The sequence below is a fragment of the Pseudarthrobacter sp. NPDC058119 genome, assembly GCF_042884655.1.
Lineage (GTDB): Bacteria > Actinomycetota > Actinomycetes > Actinomycetales > Micrococcaceae > Arthrobacter.
On the sequence record NZ_JBHVTN010000001.1, the window covers coordinates 1,036,270 to 1,059,568 of the forward strand.

General features: G+C 64.9%; 20 protein-coding genes and 1 tRNA gene. 9 read left to right on the top strand and 12 right to left on the bottom strand.

Going from position 1 to position 23,299, the window contains the following annotated elements; translation table 11 throughout:
- The 6 genes from ACFVTD_RS04905 to ACFVTD_RS04930 form a co-directional block, all read right to left on the bottom strand.
- Positions 1–984, bottom strand: a complete 984-nt coding sequence (locus ACFVTD_RS04905; protein WP_387558830.1) for a carbohydrate ABC transporter permease — start codon at positions 982–984, stop codon at positions 1–3.
- A 25-nt stretch (positions 985–1,009) separates the two neighbouring features.
- Positions 1,010–2,344, bottom strand: a complete 1,335-nt coding sequence (locus ACFVTD_RS04910; protein ID WP_387558833.1) for an extracellular solute-binding protein — start codon at positions 2,342–2,344, stop codon at positions 1,010–1,012.
- Between the two features lie 215 nt (positions 2,345–2,559).
- Positions 2,560–3,561 carry a LacI family DNA-binding transcriptional regulator gene (locus ACFVTD_RS04915; protein ID WP_387558836.1) on the bottom strand — a complete coding sequence of 334 codons (1,002 nt, stop codon included), beginning with the start codon at positions 3,559–3,561 and terminating at the stop codon, positions 2,560–2,562.
- 63 nt (positions 3,562–3,624) lie between these two features.
- Complete coding sequence (locus tag ACFVTD_RS04920; protein WP_387558839.1) at positions 3,625–4,536, bottom strand: NUDIX hydrolase; 912 nt, start codon at positions 4,534–4,536, stop codon at positions 3,625–3,627.
- Positions 4,537–4,551: 15 nt separating this feature from the next.
- Positions 4,552–5,085 (bottom strand): RidA family protein, encoded by a 534-nt coding sequence (locus ACFVTD_RS04925; RefSeq protein ID WP_387558842.1) that lies wholly within the window; start codon positions 5,083–5,085, stop codon positions 4,552–4,554.
- A gap of 1 nt (position 5,086) precedes the next feature.
- Positions 5,087–5,242: a DUF4177 domain-containing protein gene (locus ACFVTD_RS04930; protein WP_009359196.1), complete on the bottom strand. Its 156-nt coding sequence runs from the start codon at positions 5,240–5,242 to the stop codon at positions 5,087–5,089.
- A gap of 37 nt (positions 5,243–5,279) precedes the next feature.
- On the opposite strand from ACFVTD_RS04930, the gene ACFVTD_RS04935 reads away from it, so the two are divergent.
- The 5 genes from ACFVTD_RS04935 (at position 5,280) to ACFVTD_RS04955 (ending at position 12,532) form a co-directional block, all read left to right on the top strand.
- Positions 5,280–7,592: a transglycosylase domain-containing protein gene (locus tag ACFVTD_RS04935; RefSeq protein WP_387558845.1), complete on the top strand. Its 2,313-nt coding sequence runs from the start codon at positions 5,280–5,282 to the stop codon at positions 7,590–7,592.
- Positions 7,593–7,601: 9 nt separating this feature from the next.
- Complete coding sequence (locus tag ACFVTD_RS04940; protein WP_387558848.1) at positions 7,602–8,546, top strand: metallophosphoesterase; 945 nt, start codon at positions 7,602–7,604, stop codon at positions 8,544–8,546.
- Positions 8,547–8,739: 193 nt separating this feature from the next.
- Positions 8,740–10,548, top strand: a complete 1,809-nt coding sequence (locus ACFVTD_RS04945; protein WP_387558851.1) for an ABC transporter ATP-binding protein — start codon at positions 8,740–8,742, stop codon at positions 10,546–10,548.
- A complete protein-coding gene (locus tag ACFVTD_RS04950) occupies positions 10,545–12,371 on the top strand; it encodes an ABC transporter ATP-binding protein (protein ID WP_387558853.1) in 1,827 nt (608 codons plus the stop codon). Before ACFVTD_RS04945 ends, ACFVTD_RS04950 begins: the two co-directional genes overlap by 4 nt.
- Positions 12,372–12,455: 84 nt before the next feature.
- A tRNA-Pro gene (locus ACFVTD_RS04955) sits at positions 12,456–12,532 on the top strand.
- Between the two features lie 138 nt (positions 12,533–12,670).
- Here the strand turns inward: ACFVTD_RS04955 and ACFVTD_RS04960 are convergent.
- Positions 12,671–12,886 carry a hypothetical protein gene (locus ACFVTD_RS04960; RefSeq protein ID WP_387558856.1) on the bottom strand — a complete coding sequence of 72 codons (216 nt, stop codon included), beginning with the start codon at positions 12,884–12,886 and terminating at the stop codon, positions 12,671–12,673.
- A gap of 129 nt (positions 12,887–13,015) precedes the next feature.
- On the opposite strand from ACFVTD_RS04960, the gene ACFVTD_RS04965 reads away from it, so the two are divergent.
- A complete protein-coding gene (locus ACFVTD_RS04965) occupies positions 13,016–14,281 on the top strand; it encodes a helix-turn-helix domain-containing protein (protein WP_387558858.1) in 1,266 nt (421 codons plus the stop codon).
- A 54-nt stretch (positions 14,282–14,335) separates the two neighbouring features.
- On the opposite strand, the gene ACFVTD_RS04970 is transcribed toward ACFVTD_RS04965, so the two are convergent.
- On the bottom strand, positions 14,336–15,274 hold the full coding sequence (locus tag ACFVTD_RS04970) for a phosphoribosylaminoimidazolesuccinocarboxamide synthase (protein WP_387558861.1): 939 nt from the start codon (positions 15,272–15,274) through the stop codon (positions 14,336–14,338).
- 1 nt (position 15,275) lies between these two features.
- On the bottom strand, positions 15,276–16,592 hold the full coding sequence (purD, locus tag ACFVTD_RS04975) for a phosphoribosylamine--glycine ligase (protein ID WP_387558996.1): 1,317 nt from the start codon (positions 16,590–16,592) through the stop codon (positions 15,276–15,278).
- Between the two features lie 99 nt (positions 16,593–16,691).
- On the opposite strand from purD, the gene ACFVTD_RS04980 reads away from it, so the two are divergent.
- From ACFVTD_RS04980 to ACFVTD_RS04990, 3 genes are read left to right on the top strand one after another with little or no spacing between them, the layout of a single operon-like run.
- A complete protein-coding gene (locus ACFVTD_RS04980) occupies positions 16,692–18,278 on the top strand; it encodes a molybdopterin-dependent oxidoreductase (RefSeq protein WP_387558864.1) in 1,587 nt (528 codons plus the stop codon).
- Positions 18,279–18,302: 24 nt separating this feature from the next.
- Positions 18,303–19,319, top strand: coding sequence for an asparaginase (locus ACFVTD_RS04985; RefSeq protein ID WP_387558867.1), 1,017 nt, complete (start codon positions 18,303–18,305; stop codon positions 19,317–19,319).
- 41 nt (positions 19,320–19,360) lie between these two features.
- Positions 19,361–19,738: a sterol carrier family protein gene (locus tag ACFVTD_RS04990; RefSeq protein ID WP_387558870.1), complete on the top strand. Its 378-nt coding sequence runs from the start codon at positions 19,361–19,363 to the stop codon at positions 19,736–19,738.
- Positions 19,739–19,757: 19 nt separating this feature from the next.
- On the opposite strand, the gene ACFVTD_RS04995 is transcribed toward ACFVTD_RS04990, so the two are convergent.
- From ACFVTD_RS04995 to ACFVTD_RS05005, 3 genes are read right to left on the bottom strand one after another with little or no spacing between them, the layout of a single operon-like run.
- Positions 19,758–20,519 carry an SDR family oxidoreductase gene (locus ACFVTD_RS04995; protein ID WP_387558873.1) on the bottom strand — a complete coding sequence of 254 codons (762 nt, stop codon included), beginning with the start codon at positions 20,517–20,519 and terminating at the stop codon, positions 19,758–19,760.
- A gap of 13 nt (positions 20,520–20,532) precedes the next feature.
- Positions 20,533–21,276, bottom strand: a complete 744-nt coding sequence (locus tag ACFVTD_RS05000) for an aspartate/glutamate racemase family protein (protein WP_387558876.1) — start codon at positions 21,274–21,276, stop codon at positions 20,533–20,535.
- 46 nt (positions 21,277–21,322) lie between these two features.
- Complete coding sequence (locus tag ACFVTD_RS05005; protein WP_387558879.1) at positions 21,323–22,891, bottom strand: NCS1 family nucleobase:cation symporter-1; 1,569 nt, start codon at positions 22,889–22,891, stop codon at positions 21,323–21,325.
- Between the last annotated feature and the right edge of the window lie 408 nt (positions 22,892–23,299).

The window sequence follows — 23,299 nt, forward strand, 5'->3', positions numbered from 1 at the left end:
CTATGCACTCCTGCGGCGGGTGATGAGGAACTGGATGACCGAAACCGCCACGATCAGTCCGAAGAAGATGTACGAGATGGCCGCCGAGTAGCCCAGGCGGTATCCGGTGAAGCCGGTTTCGAAGATGTACTGCACCACGGGTCGGGTGGCGCCGCCGGGACCGCCGGCCGTCATTTGGTAGACCTGGTCGAAGATCTTCAGCGACGCCAGGACCTGGAGGAGCACGATCATCACGGTGGTGGGCGCCAGTTGCGGCAGCGTAATGGAGAAGAACTGCCGCCACGCACCGGCGCCGTCCAGCGAGGCCGCCTCGTAATGCTGGGCGGGGATGTTCTGCATCGCCGCCAGATAGAGGAGGAAGTTGAAGCCCACCGTCCACCACAAGGTGGCGATGACGATCGCCCACATCGCCACCCCCGGATCGTTCAGCCATCCCACTTTCGGCAGGCCGATCTTGGCCAGAGAATCGTTGATCAGGCCCAGCTGTGGGTTGTACATCCACGTGAAGAACAAGGAGACGACGGTGGAGGCCAGCAGGTAGGGGGCAAAGTACGAAAGCCGCCACAGCCACTGTGCGGGCAGCCCCACATTGACCAGTGCCGCCATGACCAGGGCCACGATCACCAACGGGACGGTGCTGATGACGGTGAAGTAAAGAGTGTTGCCCAGCGAATGCCACATGTCGGCGTCCGCGAGGGCCTCTGCATAGTTGGCAAAGCCGATCATGCTGTCGTTGGCACCGGTGAGCGATTTGCCGGTCAGGCTCATGTACAGCCCGTAAAGGAGCGGCCACACAAGGAAGACCAGGAAGAATGCCAGGAACGGGGCGGCGAACGCCCACCCGTTGAGGTTGTCCCTGCTTCCCTGCGCACGGGACCGTGCGCGGCCGCCCGCCGCCTGGTTGTTGATGTGCTGTTTCCGGGACGGCCCGGGCAGCGATCCCGCCTGCCCGTCATTGCTGTGTGATGTTGCTACGGAACTCATTTGGACTCCTGTGTCGCTTGGCGGTTCAAACCGGGTTGGGACGGGAAAGCATGGTGTTGGTGCGCCGCACGAAGGCGTTCCAGCCGTCGATTGCCTTGTCTCGACCGAGGAGCACGTTCTGCACGGTCTCCGCGAAGTAGGTTTGCCAGTCAGAGCCTGATCCGCTGAACCATGCCTCGGGGTCGTAGGCGATGATGTCCGCGGCGTTGGCGTAATGGATCTGGGGCGTGAGCTCCCGGTAAGACTGCGACTGCACCACCGGCTGATACGCGGGGATGTGTCCTGCCTCGGCCCAGGAGAGCGAGCCCTTGAGGATGTCACTGACGAATTTGTAGACGTCGCGCCGCTTGGCATCGTCAGCGTTCAATTGCCGGGGAAGAACGAAGGAATGCGAGTCGGCATATGCGGCCGGAGTCCCGAAAAGCGTGGGAATGGTGGCAGCGTCAACGGGCAGGTTTGCCTTCTTGAAGGTAGGAAGCTCCCAGACGCCGCTGAAAAGCATGCCCGAGCCTCCACTGGCAAACTCCGCGATCCCGGTGTTGATGTCTCCACTCTGCGCCGCAACGGTGTCATCGAAGAGCGATGCCATGAATTCCAAAGACTCCACCGCCGCCTCGTTGTCCGCCACCATTGGCTTGCCGGGGGTGAGCTCCATGTCCGCCCCATGCTGCCGGTAAAGGGTGTAGAACAGGCGCCACATCTGGGAACCGCTGCCCAGGTATCCGAAGGACAAACCATGGGCCTGGGTTACTTTCTGCATTTCCCGGGCGATGCTGAGGAATTCCTGCGGGGACTTCGCGTCCTGCAGCTGCCCGTTGTTTCCAAGCAGTCCCGCCTTTCCCGCCACGTCCCGGTTGTAGAACATGACGAAGGGGTGCGAATCCAGGGCGATGGAGAAGACTATGCCGTTGTTCTGGCTCTTGTCCCAGATCCTGGGTGCGAAGCTACGGCTGGTGACACCGAACTCGGACAGCAGGTCCAGGTCCCACGGGTCGATCAGGCCCCCGGGCGCATAGCCGGGAACGCGGCTGGCATGCATGATGGCCAGCTGCGGCGGGCGGCCGCCGGCCGATGCCATGGCCAGCTTGGTGTAGTACGGCGGCCCCCAGGCAAGGACGGTAGGGTGCACCGTGAACGCGGGATTGGCGTCGTTCACCTTGCTGATCATGTTCTGCATCTTGATGCCGTCACCACCGGACAGGAGATGCCAGAACTGGATATCCCTTGGGGCCGCGGCCGAGGCATTTCCACCGCACCCGGACAAGGCCGCCGCCGCAAACACGCTCCCCAACGCCGCGGCTCCGGACAACACCCCCCGCCTCGACAGTTGCCTGTCGCCGAAAAAATCAAACTGCTTCACCCGTCACTCCTTTGGATGGGTCCGCTGAAAGTCATTCCGTTGCCACAACCGTTGCTGCCGGAGTTTCCTCTTCGCGGTTCCGCACGCTCCGGTGTGACGCACGCCTCACATTACATCGATGTAATAGCTGCCGCAATGAAAATTGTTAGCGTGCGCAAAGTGATTCCGCAGTCTCGTTTCGAGGCCACGGCGCGGGGCGGCGCTACGTGCAGGCCCTAGGTGGAGGTGCTTTTCCGCTCCACGACTTCATAGTCGACGGCCACCACCCGCTGCGGACCCTCACGGTCCTGCATGCGTTCGGTGAGGAGCCGCAGGGCCTCACTGGCCACCCTGCGCTTGTCGAAGGAAACGGTTGTCAGTGACGGCACCGTGTACTTCGCATCCGCGATGTCGTCGAAACCGGCGACGGCAACATCGTCGGGAACCCGAAGGCCACGCTTCCACAGCACGCTCAGGGCACCGATCGCCATGGAATCGGTGAAACAGAACAGCGCCTCGGGTACCGGGTGCGCATCAAGGTATGCGGAAAGGGCGTGGGCTGCCGTATCCGGGCTCCACTTTTCGCACGGAATGATCAACGAGTCATCCCAGGGGATGCCGAGTTCACCAAGCGCGGCCTGGTACCCACGGGTGCGGAGGACGGCTGCCGCGGAGCCCCTGCCCTCGGCGGCGCCCAGTACCGCGATACGCCGCCTGCCGGGCCTGCCGAGCGCGAGGGTCATGTCACGGGCGGCGGCGACGCTGTCCACCCACACGCGGTCGGCCAGCTTCTGGGACACTTCCCCAAGCAGGACCACGGGAGGCAGGGCGACGCCCACTTTGACGGCACTCTCGTCCAGCACCACCGGGTTGAGGATCAACCCATCTATCAGGTTGGACCGCGCGCGGGACATCAATTCGTACTCGCGGGTTGGATCGGACCCCGTCTCCTCGATCTGCACGCTCCAGCCCTGTTCATGGGCTACTTCCACCACGCTGTGCGCAATTTCGGCAGAATACGGCGTGCCCAGGTCCGGTAATGCCAGGGCAATGACGCCGGACCTGCCGTTGCGCAATCCCCGGGCAGAGAGGTTGGGAACGTAGTCCAGTTCCGCCATGGCCTGCTCCACCTTGAACCTGGTGGGGCCGCTGACCGGAACAATTCCGTTCATGACGTTCGAAACCGTCTTTGGCGAAACCCCTGCGAGGCGGGCGACGTCCTTAACCGTTGCGCGCAAACGCGCCCCCCTTGCTCCCGGTATGGTTTTGCTGACGAGTTTATACGCCGGCCCGGTGCAGCGTCAGCGTTCGCGCTGGTGGTCCCCTGCCACGGTTTTGGCAGCCTCGACCTCAAGCATGAGCCTGCCGTCCTCTTCGACCAGGGCCGGCTGGTACACATGGTGCTTCCGCTTGTAGCTCAGGTAGGCGATGCAGCCGTTGGCCGTCGCCATCTTTTCCAGCATGATCTCCGAGCCCGGGACGAGCAGTTCGCCCAAGGGGCGGCCCACGGTGTTCTCCTGGCCTGCCTCGTCACCGAGGTTGCTCGTGTTCCGTTCCTGGACCACCTGCGCGGCGTTGACCCACCGTCCCCACACGCCTTTGCCCTCAAGCAGCGTCGGCTCCTGGCCAAGCGGCTGGGTGGCCGCAAAGTACCGGGTATCGAACCGGCGGTGGGCAAAGTCGGGACTGCGCCAGTTGACCAGGGACTTCAGCAGGTCCGTGCGCAGGGACAGCCCCCGCTTGCCCAGGACCTGGGCGAGCGTTTTTTCCTGGTCCGCGACCGCCACACGGGCACGCATCCATTCGGACGTCGACGTGGCTTCGACCGTATTGGACATGTCCGGACCGGCCAGCAGGATGCCGGTTTCCTCGAAGAGCTCCCGGATGGCTCCCACCACGTGGCGCCGCGCCAGCCCGACGTCGTCCGTTCCCATTTGCTCAGCCCAATGCTGCGGCGACGGGCCCAGCCAACCCATGGGCTCGTCGTCGGTGGGGTCGAGGGACCCGCCGGGAAAGGCGAGGACCCCCAGCGGCGAAGAGCCGGGCCGGTAACCCAGCCACGTCTCCAATCCGGTGGGGGAATCGCGCAGGAGGACTACGGATGATGCAAAGCGGGCGGCCCGGGGGGTCCGCTCGCCGTGTTCGAGCCAGCTTTGTGCTGCCCCTTCAAGATCCTGGGGCAGTGCAAAAAGGCGTCGTGCGAGGTGCGGCAAGGGAAGTGTCCGGTCTTAGCTGAATTCGGCGATCAGCTCGACCTCTACGGGAGAGTCGAGCGGAAGAACGGCAACGCCGACGGCGGAACGTGCGTGCTGCCCGGCGTCGCCAAGGACGCGGCCCAGCAGTTCCGAGGCGCCGTTGACGACGGCGGGCTGGCCCGTGAAGGAGGGATCCGAGGCGACGAATCCCACAACTTTGACGATGCGCGTGATGCGGTCAAGATCGCCGATGACGCTCTTGACGGCTGCGAGGGCGTTGACGGCGCACACTGCAGCGTAACGCTGGGCGTCCTCCGGGGAAACGGTGGGCTCATCGGCGAACCCTTCCGTCCCGGCCGAAACTTTGCCCGTAGCTTCGAGTTTGCCGTTAATAAACGGCAGCTGGCCCGAGGTGTAGACGTGGCTGCCGGAGACGATGGCGGGAACGTAGGAGGCCACCGGGGCGGCAACTTCGGGGAGGGCCAGGCCAAGTTCCGCGAGCCGCTGCTCGACGGCGGAAACCGGCGCCGTTGCGGCGCTGGACTGGGCTTCTGCGGGGGTGCTCATGCTACTGCTTCTCCCTCTTGAGGTAGGCGACAAGGCCGTTACCGTCGGGTCCGGGGACTACCTGGACGAGCTCCCAGCCGTCCTCTCCCCATTGGTCGAGGATCTGCTTTGTGGCGTGGATGATGAGCGGAATCGTCGCGTACTCCCATTTGGTCATGAGAGAAAGCGTAGCCCTTGCCGGTAAAGTGGAAAACATGGCGACTCGCAACAACCCCTTATTCGACACTGCCACCACACTGGGTAAGATCCTTCTTTTCCTTGGTGTGAGCGCGATTTGCGGTGTCCTCGTGGCGGGCCTGCTGGTCCCTGCCGCGGCCGTCTCGGGCAGCGCGGCAAGCGGTTCCATCGATTTCTTCGATTCCCTTCCCGCGGAACTCAAGGTTGACCCCCCGAGCCAGACCACCAGGATCCTGGCCGCGGACGGCAGCGAGATCGCCAGCGTCTACACGGAGAACCGCACCAAGGTTCCGCTGGACCAGATTTCACCGAACATGAAGAACGCCATCATCGCGGTGGAGGACAGCAGGTTCTACGAGCACGGCGGCGTGGACACCACCGGCATCCTGCGCGCGCTGGTCGCCACGGCGCGCGGCAACAAGCAGGGCGCGTCCACCATCACGCAGCAGTACGTCAACAACGTGCTGAACGCCAACCTCGCAGCCGCAGGCGAAGAGGACCAGATCAAGCTCAACGGCGTCAACAAGGGTGTCGGCGACAAGCTCCGCGAAATGAAGCTCTCCATCGCGCTGGAGAAGGAGTTCACCAAGGACCAGATCCTTGAGGGCTACCTGAACATTGTGTTCTTCAACCGCGACGCCTACGGCATCGAGGCAGCGTCCCACTACTTCTTCAGCACCAGCGCCAAGGATCTGACCCTGCCGCAGGCAGCGCTCCTGGCCGGCCTGGTGAACAGCCCCTCCGCCTTCGACCCCATCACCAACCCGGAGAAGTCCAAGCAGCGCCGCGACCTGGTGCTGGGCCTGATGAAGGACCAGAAGAAGATCACGGCTGAAGAGTATGAGGCCGCAGTCGCCACCCCCGTGGAGCCCAAGGTGACCCAGCCCAAGCAGGGCTGCGCCTACGCCGCTTCCGCCCCGTACTTCTGCGACTACATCCTGCACCTGCTGGAAAACAACCCGGCCTACGGTGCAGACGTCAAGGACCGGCAGCGGCTGATCTACGGCGGCGGCCTGACGATCACCACCACCCTTGACCCGAACGCCCAGGCCACAGCCCAGGAGCAGGTCAACGCCGCCACCGGGGCCAATCCCGACAAGTGGGGCTCCTCGATGGTGTCGGTGCAGCCGGGTACTGGCAAAATCATCTCCATGGCCCAGAACACCACGTTCCTGCCGGGCCAGGGCTTCGATTCCCAGTTGAACTTCAATGTGGACAAGCTGGACAAGGACGGCAACGACCTCAACGGCATAGGCGGCTTCCAGCCGGGCTCCACCATGAAACCGTTCACGTTTGCTGAGTGGCTAAACGAGGGCAAGACCATGAACACCGTGGTCAACGCCGCCCAGCGCGTCTACCCGCTGAACTACCCGTGGAAGAACACCTGCGGCAAGGTCAACGGCGCCTACAACACGGCGCAGAAGTCCCTGGGCGCGGCTGACGACCTCCAGAACGCCGAGCCGCAGTGGTACAGGCCGCTCACGGTTCTTGAGGGCCTCTACAACTCCATCAACACGGTGACCTTCGCCTCCGCGGCCCAGCTGGATTTCTGTGGAATCCAAAAAATCGTTGACGCCGTCGGCCTGCACAGCGGCCTCCCGTCGGCGGACGGCAGCGAGCCGAACCCCAAGGTGGACATGATGACGCTGGGTAACCTGCTTGGTTCCACCCAGACGGCGCCGTTGACCATGGCAAGCGCCTTCGCCACGTTCGCCAACGACGGCAAGTACTGCGAACCCATCGCCATCACCTCGGTTGTGGACGCCACCGGAAAGCAGCTCCCGGCCCAGTCCAGCAGCTGCCGCGATGCCATCAAACCGGAGGTGGCCCGCGGCGTGAACTACGCGCTGCAGGAAGTCATGAACCAGGGCTCCGGCTCCCTCATCCGTCCGCGCCTTTCCACCAAGACCAGCTTCCCGATCGGCGCCAAGACCGGTACGTCCAACAACAACGGTTCCACCTGGGTTGTTGGCCACACCACCGGCCTCGCCACCGCTGCCTGGTTCGGCGACCCCCTGGGCGGCCAGACCCGCGCGGGACAGAACATCACGGTCAACGGGAAGTTCTACCCCGGCATTGACGGCTACATGATTGCCGGGCCTATGTTCTCCAACTTCATGACGAAGATCGCCCCGGCGTACGGGACCAACCCGTTCCCCGCGCCTCCGAGCAACATGGTCAGCGGCGCCACCCGGAACACCGCCCCCGCGCCGCAGGCCACCCAGGCGCCTGCCCCTGCCCCGCAGGCAACCCAGGTTCCCGCTACCCAGGCACCGGCCCCCGCCCCCACAAATAACGGGAACGGCAACGGCAACAACGGCAAGGGTTGAGTGCTGCGCATGGACATCGCTAGCCTGGCAAGCCGCGCCCGTTCCATCGGGCGCGGCTTTGCCGTCACTGCAGGAGCCGGAACGGTAGCCGGGATGGCCGCCTTTGGATATGGGCTGTGGGAAAAGAACCAGTTCGTGCTCCGCGAGGAAACCCTGGCCATCCTCCCGCCCGGCAGGGACCCTTTCCGGATCCTGCACTTGAGCGATATCCACTTCGTCCCCGGGCAGAGGAAAAAGGCCGAGTGGCTTGGGTCGCTGGCGGACCTCCGGCCGGACCTGGTGGTGAACACGGGCGACAACCTCAGCCACGTCAAGGCGGTGGACCCGCTGCTGGATGCCTTGAAGCCGTTGTTGCAGTTCCCCGGCGTCTTTGTCCCGGGTTCCAATGACTACTTCGCCCCGAGCCCCAAGAATCCTGCGTCCTACCTGCTGGGTCCGTCCAAGGTGAAGCCCAAGCCGGTCGCCCTGGACTGGCCGCGCCTCCGCTCCGGGTTCGGCATGAGCGGCTGGGTGGACCTGACCAACCGCAGCCAGTCAGTGGTCCTCCACGGCATGCGCTTCGATTTTTCCGGCGTCGATGATCCGCACCTGAACCGGGAACGGTACGCCGGGTGGCCCCGGGGAACCGTCAACCAGGATTCCAATGACCACCTCCGGATCGCCGTCATCCACGCGCCGTACCAGCGCGTGCTGGACCACTTCACGGAAAGCGGCGCAGACCTCCTGCTTGCTGGCCACACCCATGGCGGCCAGCTCTGCATCCCCGGTTACGGGGCCATTATCGCCAACTGCGACATACCCACGTGGCGGGCCAAGGGCCTCAACGACTGGTCAAGCAACGGAAGGACGACGCCGGTCAACGTCTCCGGCGGCATCGGCACCTCGCGCTTCGCCCCGGTAAGGATCGCCTGCAAACCGGAGGCCGTCCTGCTCACCCTCACCTCCCCCAGCTGACCCGTTGCTCTATCAGGTATGGTCCCTAAAGTGCGGTTTTGGGGACCATAACTGATAGAGCATCCCGCATTACGGAGTGCAATAACAGCGCAAGCACTCCCAAGGTGCCGACGTCCCTGTGAATCGTCTCACTCAATGGCATAGGGTTGTTGCCAGAGGAAACTACATTCGTTTTAGAGCTTGAGAAGCGGGCATGGCCAAGCAGACTCCCTTTTTCCAATCCATCAGCCGTCTTTATCCGCACGTGCGGCCCATCCTGCCCCGGCTTGTGCTGGGGCTTCTCTGCGCCCTGCTTGCCAGCATTGTTGCGTTGACCATCCCCCAGGTACTGCGCGTCCTGGTGAATACCGCCCTCCAGCCGGGGGGCACCGCGGAGGCAGTCTGGGCCTCTGCAGGCGTCATCCTGGTGCTGGGCATCGCCGAAGCGGGGCTGGTGGCCCTCCGCAGGCAGTTCGTCATCAACCCCGCCACCACGGTGGAAACCCGGATGCGGGTTTCGCTCTACGACCACCTGCAGGAACTGGCAGTTTCCTTCCATGACCGCTGGGGCTCCGGACAGCTGCTGTCCCGGGCCATGACGGACCTGAACTTCCTGCGGCGGTGGATGGCCTTCGGCGCCATCATGCTGGTGGTCACAACCCTTACCGTGCTGATCGGCATCGTTGCCATGTTCGCCATGAGCTGGCAACTGGCCCTGATCTTCGTTGCCGCCGCCGTTCCCATCACCATCAACAGCTTCCGGTTCCGCACCCGGTTCAGCAAGGTCGCCAGGCGCAGCCAGGACCAGGCCGGCGACCTCGCCACCACCGTTGAGGAATCCGTGCACGGTATCCGCGTGCTCAAGGCCTTTGGACGCAGCCGCGAAGCCCTGGAGAACTTCAACGAGCAGGCGGAGGAGCTTCGCCAGACGGAGATTGCGAAAGCCCGCCACCAGGCAATCTTCACCCTGGTGGTCACCCTCCTCCCCGAACTTGCCCTTGGCGCCGGCCTCGTGGTCGGCGTGATGTTGTGCGCCAGCGGCCAACTCAGCATCGGCTCGCTGGTTGCCTTCTTCGCCACGGCCGCTGTTATCGCCTCCCCCGTGGAGTTCTCCGGCATGCTGCTGGCCATGGCACTCACGGCCAAAACCGCCGTCGACCGCCATTACGAGGTGATGGACACCCGGAACACCATCACCAGCCCGGCAGAACCACGGCGCCCAATGCAGCCCGCCGGTGCTCTCCGCTTTACCAACGCAACCTTCGCCTTCGACGACGCCCCGGACAAGCCGGTCCTCAAGGACATCAGCCTGGATGTCCGGCCCGGGGAGACGATGGCCCTGGTGGGCATCACCGGCAGCGGCAAGAGTGCGCTGATCCAGCTGGTTCCCCGCCTGTATGACGTCACCAGCGGCGCCATCAGCATTGACGGCATCGACATCAGGGACTTCGACGTGGAGGAACTGCGCCGCGTGGTGGGCGTGGCTTTCGAGGACACTACGCTCTTTTCGAATTCGGTGCGGGACAACGTGCTGCTCGGTGCCCCGGTACGCTCCGATGAAGGGCTCGATGAAGCACTCGACGTTGCCCAGGCCCATTTCGCCTACTCCCTGCCCCAGGGTGTGGACACGCTGATCGGCGAGGAAGGCCTGAGCCTGTCCGGCGGGCAGCGGCAGCGCATTGCCCTGGCGCGCGCCATCGCTGCCCGGCCGCGCGTCCTGGTCCTGGACGATCCCCTGTCCGCCCTGGACGTCCACACTGAGGAACTGGTGGAGGCACGCCTCCGGGAAGTCCTGAAGGACACCACCACCCTTATCGTCGCCCACCGGCCCTCCACCGTGGCCCTCGCCGACCGGGTGGCGCTGCTGGAAAACGGGCGCATCGCGGCCGTCGGAACCCACACCGAACTGCTGGCCCGCAACCAGCACTACCGCTACGTCATCGCCAGCCTGGACCGGGAGCCGCGTGACCTGGACTCCGAACTGTCGGCGCTTGAAGACCAGGCCGAGGAAGTGACCCGATGAGCGCCGCAGCGTTTGGCACGGCCAACGAGGACAACGCCCACCTCAGCAAAGCGGAGAGCCGGGCGGTACGTCGCCGGTCCCTGTCCCTGCTGGGGTCGCTGATCCGTCCGGTGCGGGTACGGTTCTGGCTCACTATTGCCATGGTGGTGCTCTCCCAGGCTGCGCGCGTGGCGGGCCCGGCCCTGATCGCCTTCGGCATCGACCATGCCCTCCCCGCCCTCCGGGCCGGCGACAACCTCCCGCTGGTGTTCACCGGCGCCGCTTACCTGCTGGCAGCAATTGCGACGGCGGGACTCACCGCCCTGTACGTCACCTCCACGGCGCGGCTCAGCCAGGCTATGCTGCTGGATCTGCGCGTCCGGGTGTTCCGGCACACGCAGCGGCTTAGTTTGGAGTTCCACGAGAAGTACACGTCCGGCCGCATCATCGCGCGGCAGACCTCTGATCTGGAGGCACTGCGCGAGCTCCTCGACTCGGGCGTCAGCTCCCTGGCCTCGGGCATGCTGTTCATGGCCTTCACCGCCGCCACCATCTTCGCGCTGGACTGGCGGAGCGGGCTGCTGGTTCTGGCCGCCGGCGTCCCCATGTTCTTCCTGGCCCGCTGGTACCAGAAGCACTCGCAGATCGCCTTTCGCGAATCGCGCGTGGTCTCGGCACGGCTGATCGTGCATTTCGTGGAAACCATGACCGGCATCCGCGCCGTGAAAGCCTTCCGAAAGGAGAAGGAGAACTCAGGGCGCTACGGGAAACTGGCTGAGGACTACCGGCAGGTGACCGTCCGCTCGATCAACCTCAACGGAATCTTCCAACCTGGCCTGGTGCTGATCGGCAACGTCTGCGTGGCAGTGGTCCTGCTCTTCGGCGGCTTCCGAGTGCTGGGCGGAGACCTTGCAGTGGGGGTGCTCCTTGCCCTTATTCTGTCCACCAAGCGGTTCTTCCAGCCGGTGGACCAGATGGCCATGTTCTACAACTCGTTCCAGAGCGCGCAGGCCGCCCTGGAGAAGGTCTCGGGACTCCTCGAAGAGGTACCTACGGTCCGGCCGCCCAAGAACCCGGTTGCCCTCCCCACCGCCACGGGACGGATCGACTTCAACGGCGTCGAGTTCCGCTATGGGGACGGCCCGGTAGTGGTCCCGCGCCTGGACCTGCACATCCCGGCCGGACAGACCGTGGCGCTGGTGGGCCAGACGGGCGCAGGCAAATCAACCCTCGCCAAACTTATCGCCCGCTTCTACGACGTCACCTCCGGGACGCTCACCCTGGACGGTGTGGATCTCCGTGACCTGGCCACCACCGACCTCCGCCGCAACATCGTCATGGTCACCCAGGAAGCCTTCCTGTTCAGTGGCTCCGTTGCTGACAACATCGCCCTGGGCCGTCCGGAAGCATCCAGGGCCGAAATCGAAGAGGCCGCCAAGGCCGTGGGGGCGCACGAGTTCATTTCGGCGCTCCCCGAGGGCTACGACACGGACGTCAACAAGCGCGGCGGCAGGGTCTCCTCCGGCCAGCGCCAGCTGATCAGCTTTGCCAGGGCCTTCCTGGCCCGCCCTGCGGTGCTGATCCTGGATGAGGCCACCTCCTCGCTGGATATCCCGTCCGAACGCCTGGTGCAGGCAGGGCTTGCCCGGCTGCTTGCGGGGACGGAGGCAGCCCGGAGGACGGCGCTGATCATCGCCCATCGCCTGTCCACAGTGGAGACGGCGGACCGGGTGCTGGTGGTCCACGACGGACGGATCGTCGAAGACGGCACGCCCGAGGAACTCATTGGCGGCGGCGGACGGTTCGCTGACCTGCACGGAGCATGGAAGAATTCGCTGGTCTGACGGTCCCGGCAGGGTGCCCGACCTCCGGATTTCGCATCGGGACCCGGAATCGGCTATCCTTGTAAAGTTGCTTTTGCAGCGGATCGGGATGTAGCGCAGCTTGGTAGCGCGCTTCGTTCGGGACGAAGAGGTCGCAGGTTCAAATCCTGTCATCCCGACCATAACGGAAAGAGGGTCTCCTGGCGGAGGCCCTCTTTTTGCATATCAATGTGGTTACGGCAGTTACACAAAGGCTTAAAAGGAACAGCCCCGGAGCTGTTGCTCCGGGGCCACCCTCGCCTCCTGTTGTGAGGAAGCTACTACATTGGGTTGGGCCAGTTGCCGCTGTAGGTGACGTAGGTGGTGTCCGTGCTCTTGGTCTTGGTCTTGGTGGACATCGGGTTCGGCCAGTTACCGCTTGCTACCGAAGTGCCTGAGTTGTCAGTCAGGGAGCCGGCCGACAGCACTGCGGGAGCGGCTGCGGAGAATGCCAGGGCACCAGCTAATACAGCAGCGGCTGCGATTTTTTTCAACATATTTGTTCCTCAATACGAGTCGGATTCGTTACACTTCAGCACTGCCCTTGTTGACACTCATTGTAAAATGTTTTCCACAGGGGCTGTCAAGCGTTTGGTGCGAAGACCGTCCAGAGAGGAGTGTGCCCCGTGGGCAACGGATTTGGAGAAAAGCTTCGGGCGGAGCGCCTCGAGCGCGGGTTGACGCAGGCCGAACTCGGCAAGGACCTGTATTCACCGAGCTACATCTCCCTGCTTGAAACGGGCCGCAGAGAACCTACTGCTGAGGTGATTGAGGAGCTGGCCCGCAGGCTGGAACTGGCGCCCAAGGCACTCGAGGCCTGGAGCCAGCCGGTTTCCCTGAGCGATGCTGAGTACGTCCTCGCTGGTCTGTACGCCCGGCAGGCCTGGGATCTGCGCGACTATGCCTTGGCAGCGGGCCATGCGGCAACTGCGGCCCAGTATGCGCTGGAGGGAAAGAACACCAGTGCCTGGTGGAACATGACCTATATGCAGGCCGAGTGCCTGATGCGGCACGGCGACCTCCAGGACTGCAAGCAGATCATCGCGCGGCTAATCGAGCACCCGATGGCGCGTGAATCGGTTGGCCTGGGCGTCCGTGCCCGCCAGATGATGGCAGCCGTCCTCCAGCGGGAGGGCCAGCTCTCCGCCGCGGTCGACGAAGCCCTGGAGGCCATGAAACTTGTTGAGCAGCTTCCAAAGAACTCGACTATCATCACGGGCGCGCTGCGGGTCCTCATCGGAGTCCTCGCGGAGAGCGGCCGGCTCGAAGAAGCCTGGAGGTACTGCCAGCAACTCCGCGCCCAGGTGAACGAGAGCACCATGCCACAACTCGCCGGAGAAGTGGCGTGGGTGGTAGGAAACGTGGCGTTCATGCGCCACGACTATGAAGAAGGCGTCCGGGAGCACGAACGTGCAGCCAGGCTCCTGTCCCCCGCGAACGACATCGAGATGTGGGCCCGCTTCAACAAAGCTTCGGCGGCCGTGCGTCTCCAGTCTGGAATTGTGGAGCCCGAAACACTCGCGTCGATTGAGCGGGCAGAGTTGGCGTTCTCCATTGTGCACGGCATGAAGAGCGACGAACTCGAAGTCGCATTTATCCGGGCCAGATGGTTGTACCTCACCGGTGATGTCGTGGCCGCCATCGCCAAGCTTCGCGACATCCACGCCCAGCGCGAGGCACTGGCCAAACACACGGCGGGCGAGGTTTCACTCCTGCTCGGGAAATCACTCAAGGCTGCCGGTGAGCCCGACGAAGCCCTCATCTACCTGCAGGAAGCCCAAAAGGCATTCAGTTCGGCCGGAGCCCAGGACCTTGTCCAACAGGCATTGGATGCGATCCTGGAAATTAAACTGGCACAGAAACGGGCGGCTTCGGCGTCCAAGGCCAGCTGACCAAAAAGCCAGGCAAGCCCATTCACCTGGGACTGCCTGGCTTTTCGTTGAGTCCTAGGAAAAGGTCTTTCCCGTGATCTTTTCGTACGCTTCGACGTACCGGCTGCGGGTCCGGTCCACAACGTCTGCGGGCAGAGCCGGCGGCGGGGTGTCGGAGGACTTGTCCCACCCGGACTCTGCGGAGGTCAGCCAGTCACGGACGTACTGCTTGTCGTAGGACGGCTGGGCCTGGCCCGGCTTGTAGGTGGCGGCGTCCCAGAAGCGCGAGGAATCCGGGGTCAGCACCTCATCGCCCAGCGTGATGGACCCGGAGACGGCGTCGTACCCGAACTCCACTTTGGTGTCGGCCAGGATGATGCCGCGCTCCCGGGCGATCTTTTCCGCCGTCGTGTAGATCTTCAGCGTCAGCTCGCTGAGGCGGGCCGCGATGTCATCCCCCACCAGCGCCACTACGGCGTCATAGGTGATGTTCTCGTCGTGCTCGCCGATCAAGGCCTTGGCCGACGGCGTGAAGATGGCGTGTTCCAGCCGCGACCCGTCCACCAGCCCTTCGGGCAGCGGGATGTTGCAGACCGTGCCGGAGGCCTTGTACTCCACCAGGCCGGAGCCGGTGAGGTAACCGCGTGCGATGCATTCCACCGGGAACATGTCCAGCTTCTTGCAGATCATGGCCCGGCCCTCAACCTCGGCGGGCACACCGTCCTCGGCGGTGGAGCCCAGGACGTGGTGTTCCACGCCGAGCTGGTCGAACCACCAGAGGCTCAGCTGGGTGAGGATGCGTCCCTTGTCCGGGATCTCACTGGAAAGGACATGGTCGTAGGCGCTGATGCGGTCGCTCGCCACCACCAGCACGCAGTCCTGCCCAAAGCGCTGAAGGACGGCTTCGTCGGCCGGCTCGTAGAGGTCGCGGACCTTGCCTGAATAGACGTGCGTCCAGCCGGGCAGGTCCAGGGTTTCGGTGGCGTAGCCGCGGTTTTCGGGAGTTTCAGTCATGTCAGGCCTTTGCTTTCACGATGGGCATCGAGCCGGTGGCGCCGTAGGGAACCTTGATCTCGCCGCGGGCGGCCTTGCGGGCGATGTCGCTGCGGAACTGCGAGCCTTCCAGCTGGACCAGCTCCACGCCGTCGTACGCTTTTTCGCGGGCCTCCACCAAGTCGCTGCCCAGGGCGACGACCGCCAGGACGCGGCCGCCGGCGGACACCGCTTTGCCGTCCTCGTCCAGCGCGGTTCCGGCATGGATGACGTGCACGCCGTCCAGGGCTTCCACCTTCTTGAGGCCCCGGATGCGGTCGCCCGTGCGGGGCTTGTCCGGGTAGTTTTCCGAGGCGATGACGACGGCGACGGCAGCGTCCTTGGCCCAGCGAAGCTCTTCCGCCTTGTCCAGTTCGCCTTTGGCGGCGGCCATGAGCAGGGCACCCAGGGGCGTCTTGAGCCGTGCGAGGACTGCCTGCGTCTCCGGATCGCCGAAGCGGACGTTGAACTCGATGACCCGGGTGCCGCGTGAGGTCAGGGCCAGGCCAACGAAGAGCACACCCACGAAGGGCGTGCCGCGACGGGCCATCTCGTTCACGGTGGGCTGCGCTACGCGGTCCAGGACTTCCTGCACCAGCCCTTCAGGCGCCCACTCGAGCGGCGTGTAAGCCCCCATGCCGCCGGTGTTCGGGCCTTCGTCGTTGTCGAAGATGCGCTTGAAATCCTGGGCGGGCGAGAGTGCCACGGTGTTCTGGCCGTCGCAGAGGACGAAAAGGGAAACCTCGGGGCCATCCAGGAACTCCTCGATGACCACGGAGCCGCCGGCGTCGAAGCAGGACTGGGCATGGGCCAAGGCTTCGTCACGGTCACGGGTCACCACAACGCCCTTGCCGGCGGCCAGTCCGTCGTCCTTCACCACGTAGGGAGCGCCGAAGGTGTCCAGGGCGGACGCCGCTTCCTCCGCGTTGGTGGCCACCAGGGCCATGGCAGTGGGAACGCCGGCCTCGGCCATGACTTCCTTGGCGAATGCCTTGGATGCCTCCAGCTGGGCCGCGGCCTTGCTGGGTCCGAAGACGGGGATGCCGGCCTCGCGGACGGCGTCGGAGACGCCGGCGGCCAGCGGAGCCTCGGGGCCCACCACCACCAGGTCCACGGCGAGCCGGGTGGCCAGCTCCGCGACCGCCTGCGGATCGTTGCCGTCGATCTTGTATGTGGGGACCAGCTTGCTGATGCCGGCATTGCCGGGCGCCGCGTGGACTTCGGACACGTTGGGGTCGGCAAGCAGGGAGCGGACAATGGCGTGTTCGCGGCCTCCGGGGCCAATGACGAGTACCTTCACAGTCTCCAAGGGTACTTTGTGCACCCTTTCCGCTCCTAAGCTGTGTCCTGGCCCGCCTGCCCGGTCAATCCGCGCCACCGGCCGCTCCGAATAATAAACATGACAAAGCTTCGGAACCACCTGACAGGCCCCGCCCCCATGGCCGCACTGGCAGGCGTGGTGGCGGCCGCCGTCGTGCTTGCCGTTGCGGAGTTGATCGGCGCGTTCTTTACCGCCCGGGCAACGCCCCTGTTCGCCTTGGGCTCGACCTTCATCGACTTCACCCCGCCGTGGATGAAGGACTTCGCGATCGCCACGTTCGGCACCAATGACAAGGCCGCCCTCTTTGTGGGCATGGGCCTGACCATTGCGGTGCTGGCGTGCATCCTGGGCGTAGTGGCCTACCGGAAGTGGATTCTGGGCGTCCTTGGGGTGCTCTTCATGGGGGCCGTGATCGTGGCCTGCGTGGTCACCCGTGCGGGTGTGGGCCCAGCGGACGCCATCCCGTCCGTGCTGGGAACGGTCGCCGGCCTGGTGGTCCTGCGCCGGCTCATGGTGCAGTTGTGGGGGTTGAAGAAGTGGCCCGAAGCCCCGGCGGACCAGTCGGACGACGACGATGCCCGGCAGCAGCGCGGAGGCACCAACCGCCGGCGCTTCTTTGCTGCTGCCGGGGTGACCGCGGTTGCTGCCGGTATCGCCGCCACGGGCGGCCGGCTGCTTGGGGCCGCCCGCAGCAACGTCACCAGGGCGCGCGAAGCACTCACGCTGCCCGCGCCCGCAAAGTCGGCCGCTCCAGTCCCCGCGGGAGTCCAGTCCCCGGTACCCGGTGTCACCCCTTGGCTGACTCCCAACAACGACTTCTACCGCATCGATACGGCCCTGAGCGTCCCGGAAATCAACCTGGACGACTGGCGGCTGCGCGTGCACGGACTCGTGGAGCGGGAGGTCACCCTCTCCTTCCAGGATTTGCTCGACGCGCAGCTGATCGAATCGCACGTCACCCTCACTTGTGTCTCCAACCCGGTGGGCGGCAACCTCGCCGGCAATGCCAAGTGGCTTGGCCTCCCCATCCGCGAGGTCCTGGCCCGGGCCAAGCCCAAGGACGGAGCGGACATGGTGCTGTCCACCTCCATTGATGGTTTCAGTGCCTCCACTCCGCTGGAGGTCCTTCAGGATGGCAGGGACGCCATCCTTGCCATCGGCATGAATGGCGAACCCCTGCCGCTGGAGCACGGCTACCCGGTGCGGATGGTGGTTCCGGGGCTTTACGGGTTTGTTTCGGCTACGAAGTGGGTGGTGGACCTCGAAGTCACCCGCTTCGCCGACAACAAGGCGTACTGGACCAACCGTGGCTGGTCCGAACGTGGCCCCATCAAAACGATGGCGCGCGTTGAGGTGCCCAAGTCCTTCGCCAAAGTACCGGCCGGCAAGGTCGCCGTAGGCGGTACAGCCTGGGCGCAGACGCGCGGCATCCGCAAGGTGGAAATCCAGATCGACAACGGAGACTGGATGGAAACCACCCTTTCGGCCGAAGCTTCCACCGTCACCTGGCGCCAGTGGTCGTATGAGTGGGACGCCGCGCCCGGCCCGCACTACATCAAGGTCCGGGCCACCGACGGCACCGGGGAAGTCCAGACGGACAAGCGCGCCGACCCGGTTCCGGACGGCGCCTCGGGCTGGCAGTCGGTGATGGTCACGGTCCAGTAGGTGGCTGGCCCCTAGACTGGCGGTATGCCGCACAATCCGCACGCAACTTTTACCGTGGACTCCGCCGTCGAGCTGGCCGTGATCGAACGCAGCGGCTTTGTGGAGTCGCGGCACATCGGTGCCGCCGTCCTCCTGTCCGCCGACGGGTCGGTGGTTACCGAGCTTGGCGACATCAACACCCCGATCTTTGCCCGGTCCACTTTGAAGCCTTTCCAGGCCCTGGCCTCCATGCAGTCCGGGGTTCCGCTGCGCGGCGCCCAGGTGGCCATCGCCTGCGGAAGCCATACCGGGTCCTTGGACCACATGGACGTGGTGGCGGGCATGCTCAAGGCTGCAGGGATCCGGGAGGACCAACTGCAGTGCCCGGAAGCGTGGCCGCAGGACGAAACTGCCAGGAACTGGCTGGTCCGCTCCGAGAAAGGGAAGTCGAGACTTGCCTTCAACTGCTCCGGGAAGCACGCCGCTTTCCTTTGGGCCTGCAAGGAAAACGGCTGGGACACCAACAGCTACCTTGAGCCGAACCACCCCCTGCAGCAGCGGGTCCGGAGTGTGGTCGAGGAATACACCGACGAGAAAATTGCCCACCTGGGGATTGACGGCTGCGGGGCGCCGGTGGCCGCTGTTTCCCTCAAAGGCCTTGCCCGGGCGTACTCCCAGCTGGCCAAGGCCCCGGGCGACCAAAGCTTCAGCGCCCGCGCCGCCACCATTGCCACGTCGATGCTCGATTATCCGTGGGCCGTCCAGGGCCGCGGTGAAGCCAACACCCTGGTGATGGATGAGCTTGGAATCATCGCCAAAATCGGGGCCGAGGGAGTCCTTGCCATGGCCACGCCCCAAGGGGTTTCCGTGGCCGTTAAGATCCTGGACGGGAACCTCCGGGCTACTTCCCTGGTGGCCCTGACCCTGCTCGCTGCCGCAGGCGCCGTCGAGATCCCGGGGGTTGCCAGCGCCCTCGAGAACGTAGTGGAACCCGTGCTTGGGGGCGGCCACCCGGTAGGCAAGATCCGGTTGGGTCCGGCAGTATCCGCCCTCCTCGACTGACCCCCCGAATCCCCTGCCGACGCTAAAGGAAGACTGAAAGCATGGCCGTAGCCCGCCGTCGTATCGACGTCCAGGAAGGCAAAGCAGCACTGAACGCGTGGCTCGAAGGTGCGCCACCGCCGTCGGGCACTCCCCTGGCGCGCGCTGTCCTGGCCACGGCCGTGCGGTACTCGCTGGAGGAGCTGACGGCGCGGGCGCCGGGGAATTCGGTCGAGGTCAGGGTGCCGCCGTTCGGCGTCACCCAATGTGTGGAGGGCCCGCGCCATACGCGCGGCACCCCGCCAAACGTCATTGAGTGCGACGCCGCCACCTGGCTTGAGATGGTTACCGGGCAGCTGGCGTGGGCGGAGGCAGTCACGGCCGGCAGGGTTGCGGCGTCCGGCCTGCGCGCGGACCTTTCGGCCCTGCTCCCCTTCTAAGCCCGCGCTCCCGGGACGGTCAGCCGCGCCCGATGAACGGCATTCCCGCGGCAGTGACCACCACCGAACCCACGCTGGCCGAGGCCGGCATGTTGGCCATCATCAGCACCGCGCGGGCCGCCTCCGCCACCGGGAACATCGGCTCGATCTTCCGGGAGCCATCCGCCTGCACCGCCCCTGAGCCGACGCCGATGGTGTCCATGATCTCGGTAGCAGTGTTGCCGATGTCGATCTGCCCGCAGGTGATGCCGTAGCCGCGGCCGTCCAGCTCGATGCTCTTGGTCAGCCCCGTCATGGCGTGCTTGGTGACGGTGTAAGCCGCGGTTCGCGGCCGGGGCGAATGCGCTGAGATGGAGCCGTTGTTGATGATCCGCCCGCCCTGCGGCTCCTGCGCCTTCATGGCCCTGACGGCTGCTGCGGCGCACAGCATGGAGCCGGTGAGGTTCACGGCCAGGGTGGCGTTCCAGTCTTCCAGGCTGATTTCGTCCACCGACGCTGCCGGGCCGAAGACGCCGGCGTTGTTGAACAGCACGTCCACCCGCCCCCACTGCCGGCGGACTTCCTCGAAAAGCCGCTCGACGTCGTCGGGCCGGGTGACGTCGCAGGGCACCACGAGCGCGTCCGGGCTGCCGTCCGCCGCTTCCTGCAGCTGGGCCTCGCGCCGGCCAGCCAGGGCCACCCGGTAGCCGTCCGCCAGCAGCTGCCGCGCGACCTCCCGGCCGATGCCGGACCCGGCCCCGGTGACGACGGCGACGCGGGGGGTGGACTGCGGGTTGTTCATGCGGATCTCCTGGCTAACGCTGTGCCGGCACGGCCGGCTGGTGCAGCGGCCAGCCTATGACGGTCTTGGGCCGCGGCGCAGCATACGTCCGCACCTTGGAGGTGGACAGGCGCATCCGCACCAGCGATTCGGCGATGGTGACCGCCGAGGCGACACCGTCCACTACCGGGACCCCGGCCCGCTGCCGGATCTGCTCGTCAAGGCCTGCCATGCCACCGCAGCCGAGGACGATGACTTCGGCTTTGTCCTGGGTTACTGCGGCCAACGCCTGGTTGATGATGGCCTCCACTGCGCGGTCCGGTTCTTCTTCGAGTTCCAGGACGGCCACCCCGCTGGCCCGGACTGACGCGCACCTGGCATCCAGCCCTGCCAGCTTCAGCCGGTCCTCGATCAAGGGCACCGTGCGGTCCAGGGTGGTGACCACGGCGTACTTGTGGCCAAGGAACATGGCCGTGCTGGCCGCAGCCTCGGTGATGTCGACCACCGGGACGTCCAGGAGTTCCTGCAGCCCCTCCCGGCCGTGCTCGCCGTAGCCGGCCTGGATGACGGCGTCGAAGGGCTCCGGGTAGGACGTGATGGCGTCCATGACGGCGATGGCAGCGAGGTAGCTCTCAAAGTTTCCCTCGCAGGAGTCGGCCCCGAACCGTGGCGTGATGCCCACAATCTCTGTGCCGGGTGCGGCGGCAGCGCGCGCCGAGGCTGCAATGGAATCAGTCATGGACTGGGTGGTGTTGACGTTCGCGACAAGAATGCGCATGGGGTGGATCCTTAGGAAATTGGCCGCTGGCGGGTTGGTGCGTGGCTCAGTGCTTGCCGGCGACGGCGATGGCCTCACCGTCACGGTCCACCAGCACTTGGTTGCGGTCGGCGATGAAGAAATAGAGTGCCGCAGCGATGCCCGCGGCGAAGAACCAGGCGAACGGTGCCGCGGCAGCCAGGCCCGGAATGAAGGCAATCAGCAGGGCTACGACGGCGGCCGGAACCATGGCGGTGACGGCGCGCGGGTTGACGCCCTTCCGGTAGAAGTACGCACCGTCCGGTGATGCCGTGTAAAGCTCCGGCACATTGACCTTGCCGCGCCGGATCAGCCAGTAGTCGGCCATGACCACGCCGAACAGCGGGCCAAGGAGTGCCCCGAGCCCACCGAGGAAGTAAACGATGACCAGAGGGTTGTTGTAGAGGTTCCAGGGCAGGATGACCAGGCCGATGCTGGCGGAGACCATGGCCGCCTTGCGGAAGTTCAGCCGTTTGGGGAAGAGGTTGGTCAGTGCATAGACGGGGGCAACGAAGTTGGCCATCAGGTTCACGGCGATGGTCAGGATCAGCAGGGCCAGGCAGGCCAGTACCAGGAAGAGCGTGTTGGGGATGGTCTGGACGATATCCGAGGGGCTCTTGATGATGGTGCCGTTGATCTTGAACTGTCCGCCTGCCATGACCACCACGATGGCGCCGAAGACCAGCATGTTGATGGGAATGCCCCAGAAGTTTCCGCGCACCACGGCTTTCCTGGAGACGGCCGAACGGGTGAAGTCGCAGAAGTTCAGGACGAACGTGCCGTAGATGGAAACCCAAAGCGCGCCGCCGGCGAAGATGGTGAGCCACATTTCCGGCCCCTCCAGCGCCTTGTTGGAGGCCCATGCGATGCTTCCTCCGGCTTCGACGAAGATCCAGATGGCCATGGCTGCCATGGTGGCCAGGATGACCGGGCCGGCGAATGCCTCGTACTTCCGTATCATCTCCATGCCGAAGCTGACGATCACCAGCTGGACCACCCAGAGGGTCACGAAGGCCATCCACCCGAGGGTGGACAGGCCCAGGATCGAGTCCTGGTCCAGGTCCGCGAGTGACGGGAACATGGCGGTGAGCATCACGCGGAAGACCACCGACGCGAGGTAGGTCTGGATCCCGAACCAGGCCACGGCCACGGCGCCGCGCAGGAGGCTGGCGACCTGGGCGCCCCGGATGCCGAAGCTGATGCGGCTCATGACCGGAAAGGGAACCCCGGTTTTGACGCCCATGAATCCCGAGAGGGTCAGGAGGCCGAACAAGAGTGCGGCGCCGATGCCCAGTGCCAGCAGGATCTGCCATCCCCCCAGGCCCAAGGCGAACAGTCCGATCGCGAAGGCGTAGTTGCCCAGGCTGTGCACATCGTTGGCCCAGAGCGTGAAGATGCTGTAGCTGGTCCAGCTGCGGCCGGCGCGCTTGGTGGGGGCAAGGTCGCTGTTGTAAAGGGTGGGGCTGATGCTCGTGCCCGATGCTGCGCTGGCTGAGGTGCACAGGGCTTCGATGCTGCCGGAAGGATGTGTGGCTGCGGCCGACGGCATTGTCAGGCCCTGCCCTGCATCAACGCCCGCCGTGGAAGGGGTCTGCATGGAAGTCTCAATTCTGTGGAGTGTGTCCCGCGTGGTGAGGCCGATCTGGAGTCGTTTCTGTTATTCCACATTGCGGAAAGTAGATATTGAATAGTGAAATAAGAGTATGACGTGGGTCACCGCGGGTCAAGAGTGGAGGGCTCCGTACGGTAGTCACAATCCGCCAATACGCGCACGGGACCCGAATCGCCGGGAGGGTGGCGGGAGTCACGTTGACCTCAGGGGGCTCTGCTATCTAATCTCGTCTAGCAATAATGTTTTCTCACAATACGAAAACTTGTGCCTATCGCATTCAAAGATGAAAAGAGGCTGCCGTGGCTGCAGGAGAAGATACCTCCCATATCCTCAGCGGGTTGACTAACCAGCTGCCTGATCGTGATCCGGAAGAGACTGCCGAGTGGGTTGAGT

Coding starts and splice junctions, on each gene's coding strand:
- ACFVTD_RS04905 (WP_387558830.1), bottom strand. CDS start 984: ATGAGTTCCGTAGCAACATCACACAGCAATGACGGGCAGGCGGGATCG.
- ACFVTD_RS04925 (WP_387558842.1), bottom strand. CDS start 5,085: ATGAGCACCCCCGCAGAAGCCCAGTCCAGCGCCGCAACGGCGCCGGTT.
- ACFVTD_RS04930 (WP_009359196.1), bottom strand. CDS start 5,242: ATGACCAAATGGGAGTACGCGACGATTCCGCTCATCATCCACGCCACA.
- ACFVTD_RS04935 (WP_387558845.1), top strand. CDS start 5,280: ATGGCGACTCGCAACAACCCCTTATTCGACACTGCCACCACACTGGGT.
- ACFVTD_RS04940 (WP_387558848.1), top strand. CDS start 7,602: ATGGACATCGCTAGCCTGGCAAGCCGCGCCCGTTCCATCGGGCGCGGC.
- ACFVTD_RS04945 (WP_387558851.1), top strand. CDS start 8,740: ATGGCCAAGCAGACTCCCTTTTTCCAATCCATCAGCCGTCTTTATCCG.
- ACFVTD_RS04950 (WP_387558853.1), top strand. CDS start 10,545: ATGAGCGCCGCAGCGTTTGGCACGGCCAACGAGGACAACGCCCACCTC.
- ACFVTD_RS04960 (WP_387558856.1), bottom strand. CDS start 12,886: ATGTTGAAAAAAATCGCAGCCGCTGCTGTATTAGCTGGTGCCCTGGCA.
- ACFVTD_RS04970 (WP_387558861.1), bottom strand. CDS start 15,274: ATGACTGAAACTCCCGAAAACCGCGGCTACGCCACCGAAACCCTGGAC.
- ACFVTD_RS04980 (WP_387558864.1), top strand. CDS start 16,692: ATGACAAAGCTTCGGAACCACCTGACAGGCCCCGCCCCCATGGCCGCA.
- ACFVTD_RS04985 (WP_387558867.1), top strand. CDS start 18,303: ATGCCGCACAATCCGCACGCAACTTTTACCGTGGACTCCGCCGTCGAG.
- ACFVTD_RS04990 (WP_387558870.1), top strand. CDS start 19,361: ATGGCCGTAGCCCGCCGTCGTATCGACGTCCAGGAAGGCAAAGCAGCA.
- ACFVTD_RS04995 (WP_387558873.1), bottom strand. CDS start 20,519: ATGAACAACCCGCAGTCCACCCCCCGCGTCGCCGTCGTCACCGGGGCC.
- ACFVTD_RS05000 (WP_387558876.1), bottom strand. CDS start 21,276: ATGCGCATTCTTGTCGCGAACGTCAACACCACCCAGTCCATGACTGAT.
- ACFVTD_RS05005 (WP_387558879.1), bottom strand. CDS start 22,891: ATGCAGACCCCTTCCACGGCGGGCGTTGATGCAGGGCAGGGCCTGACA.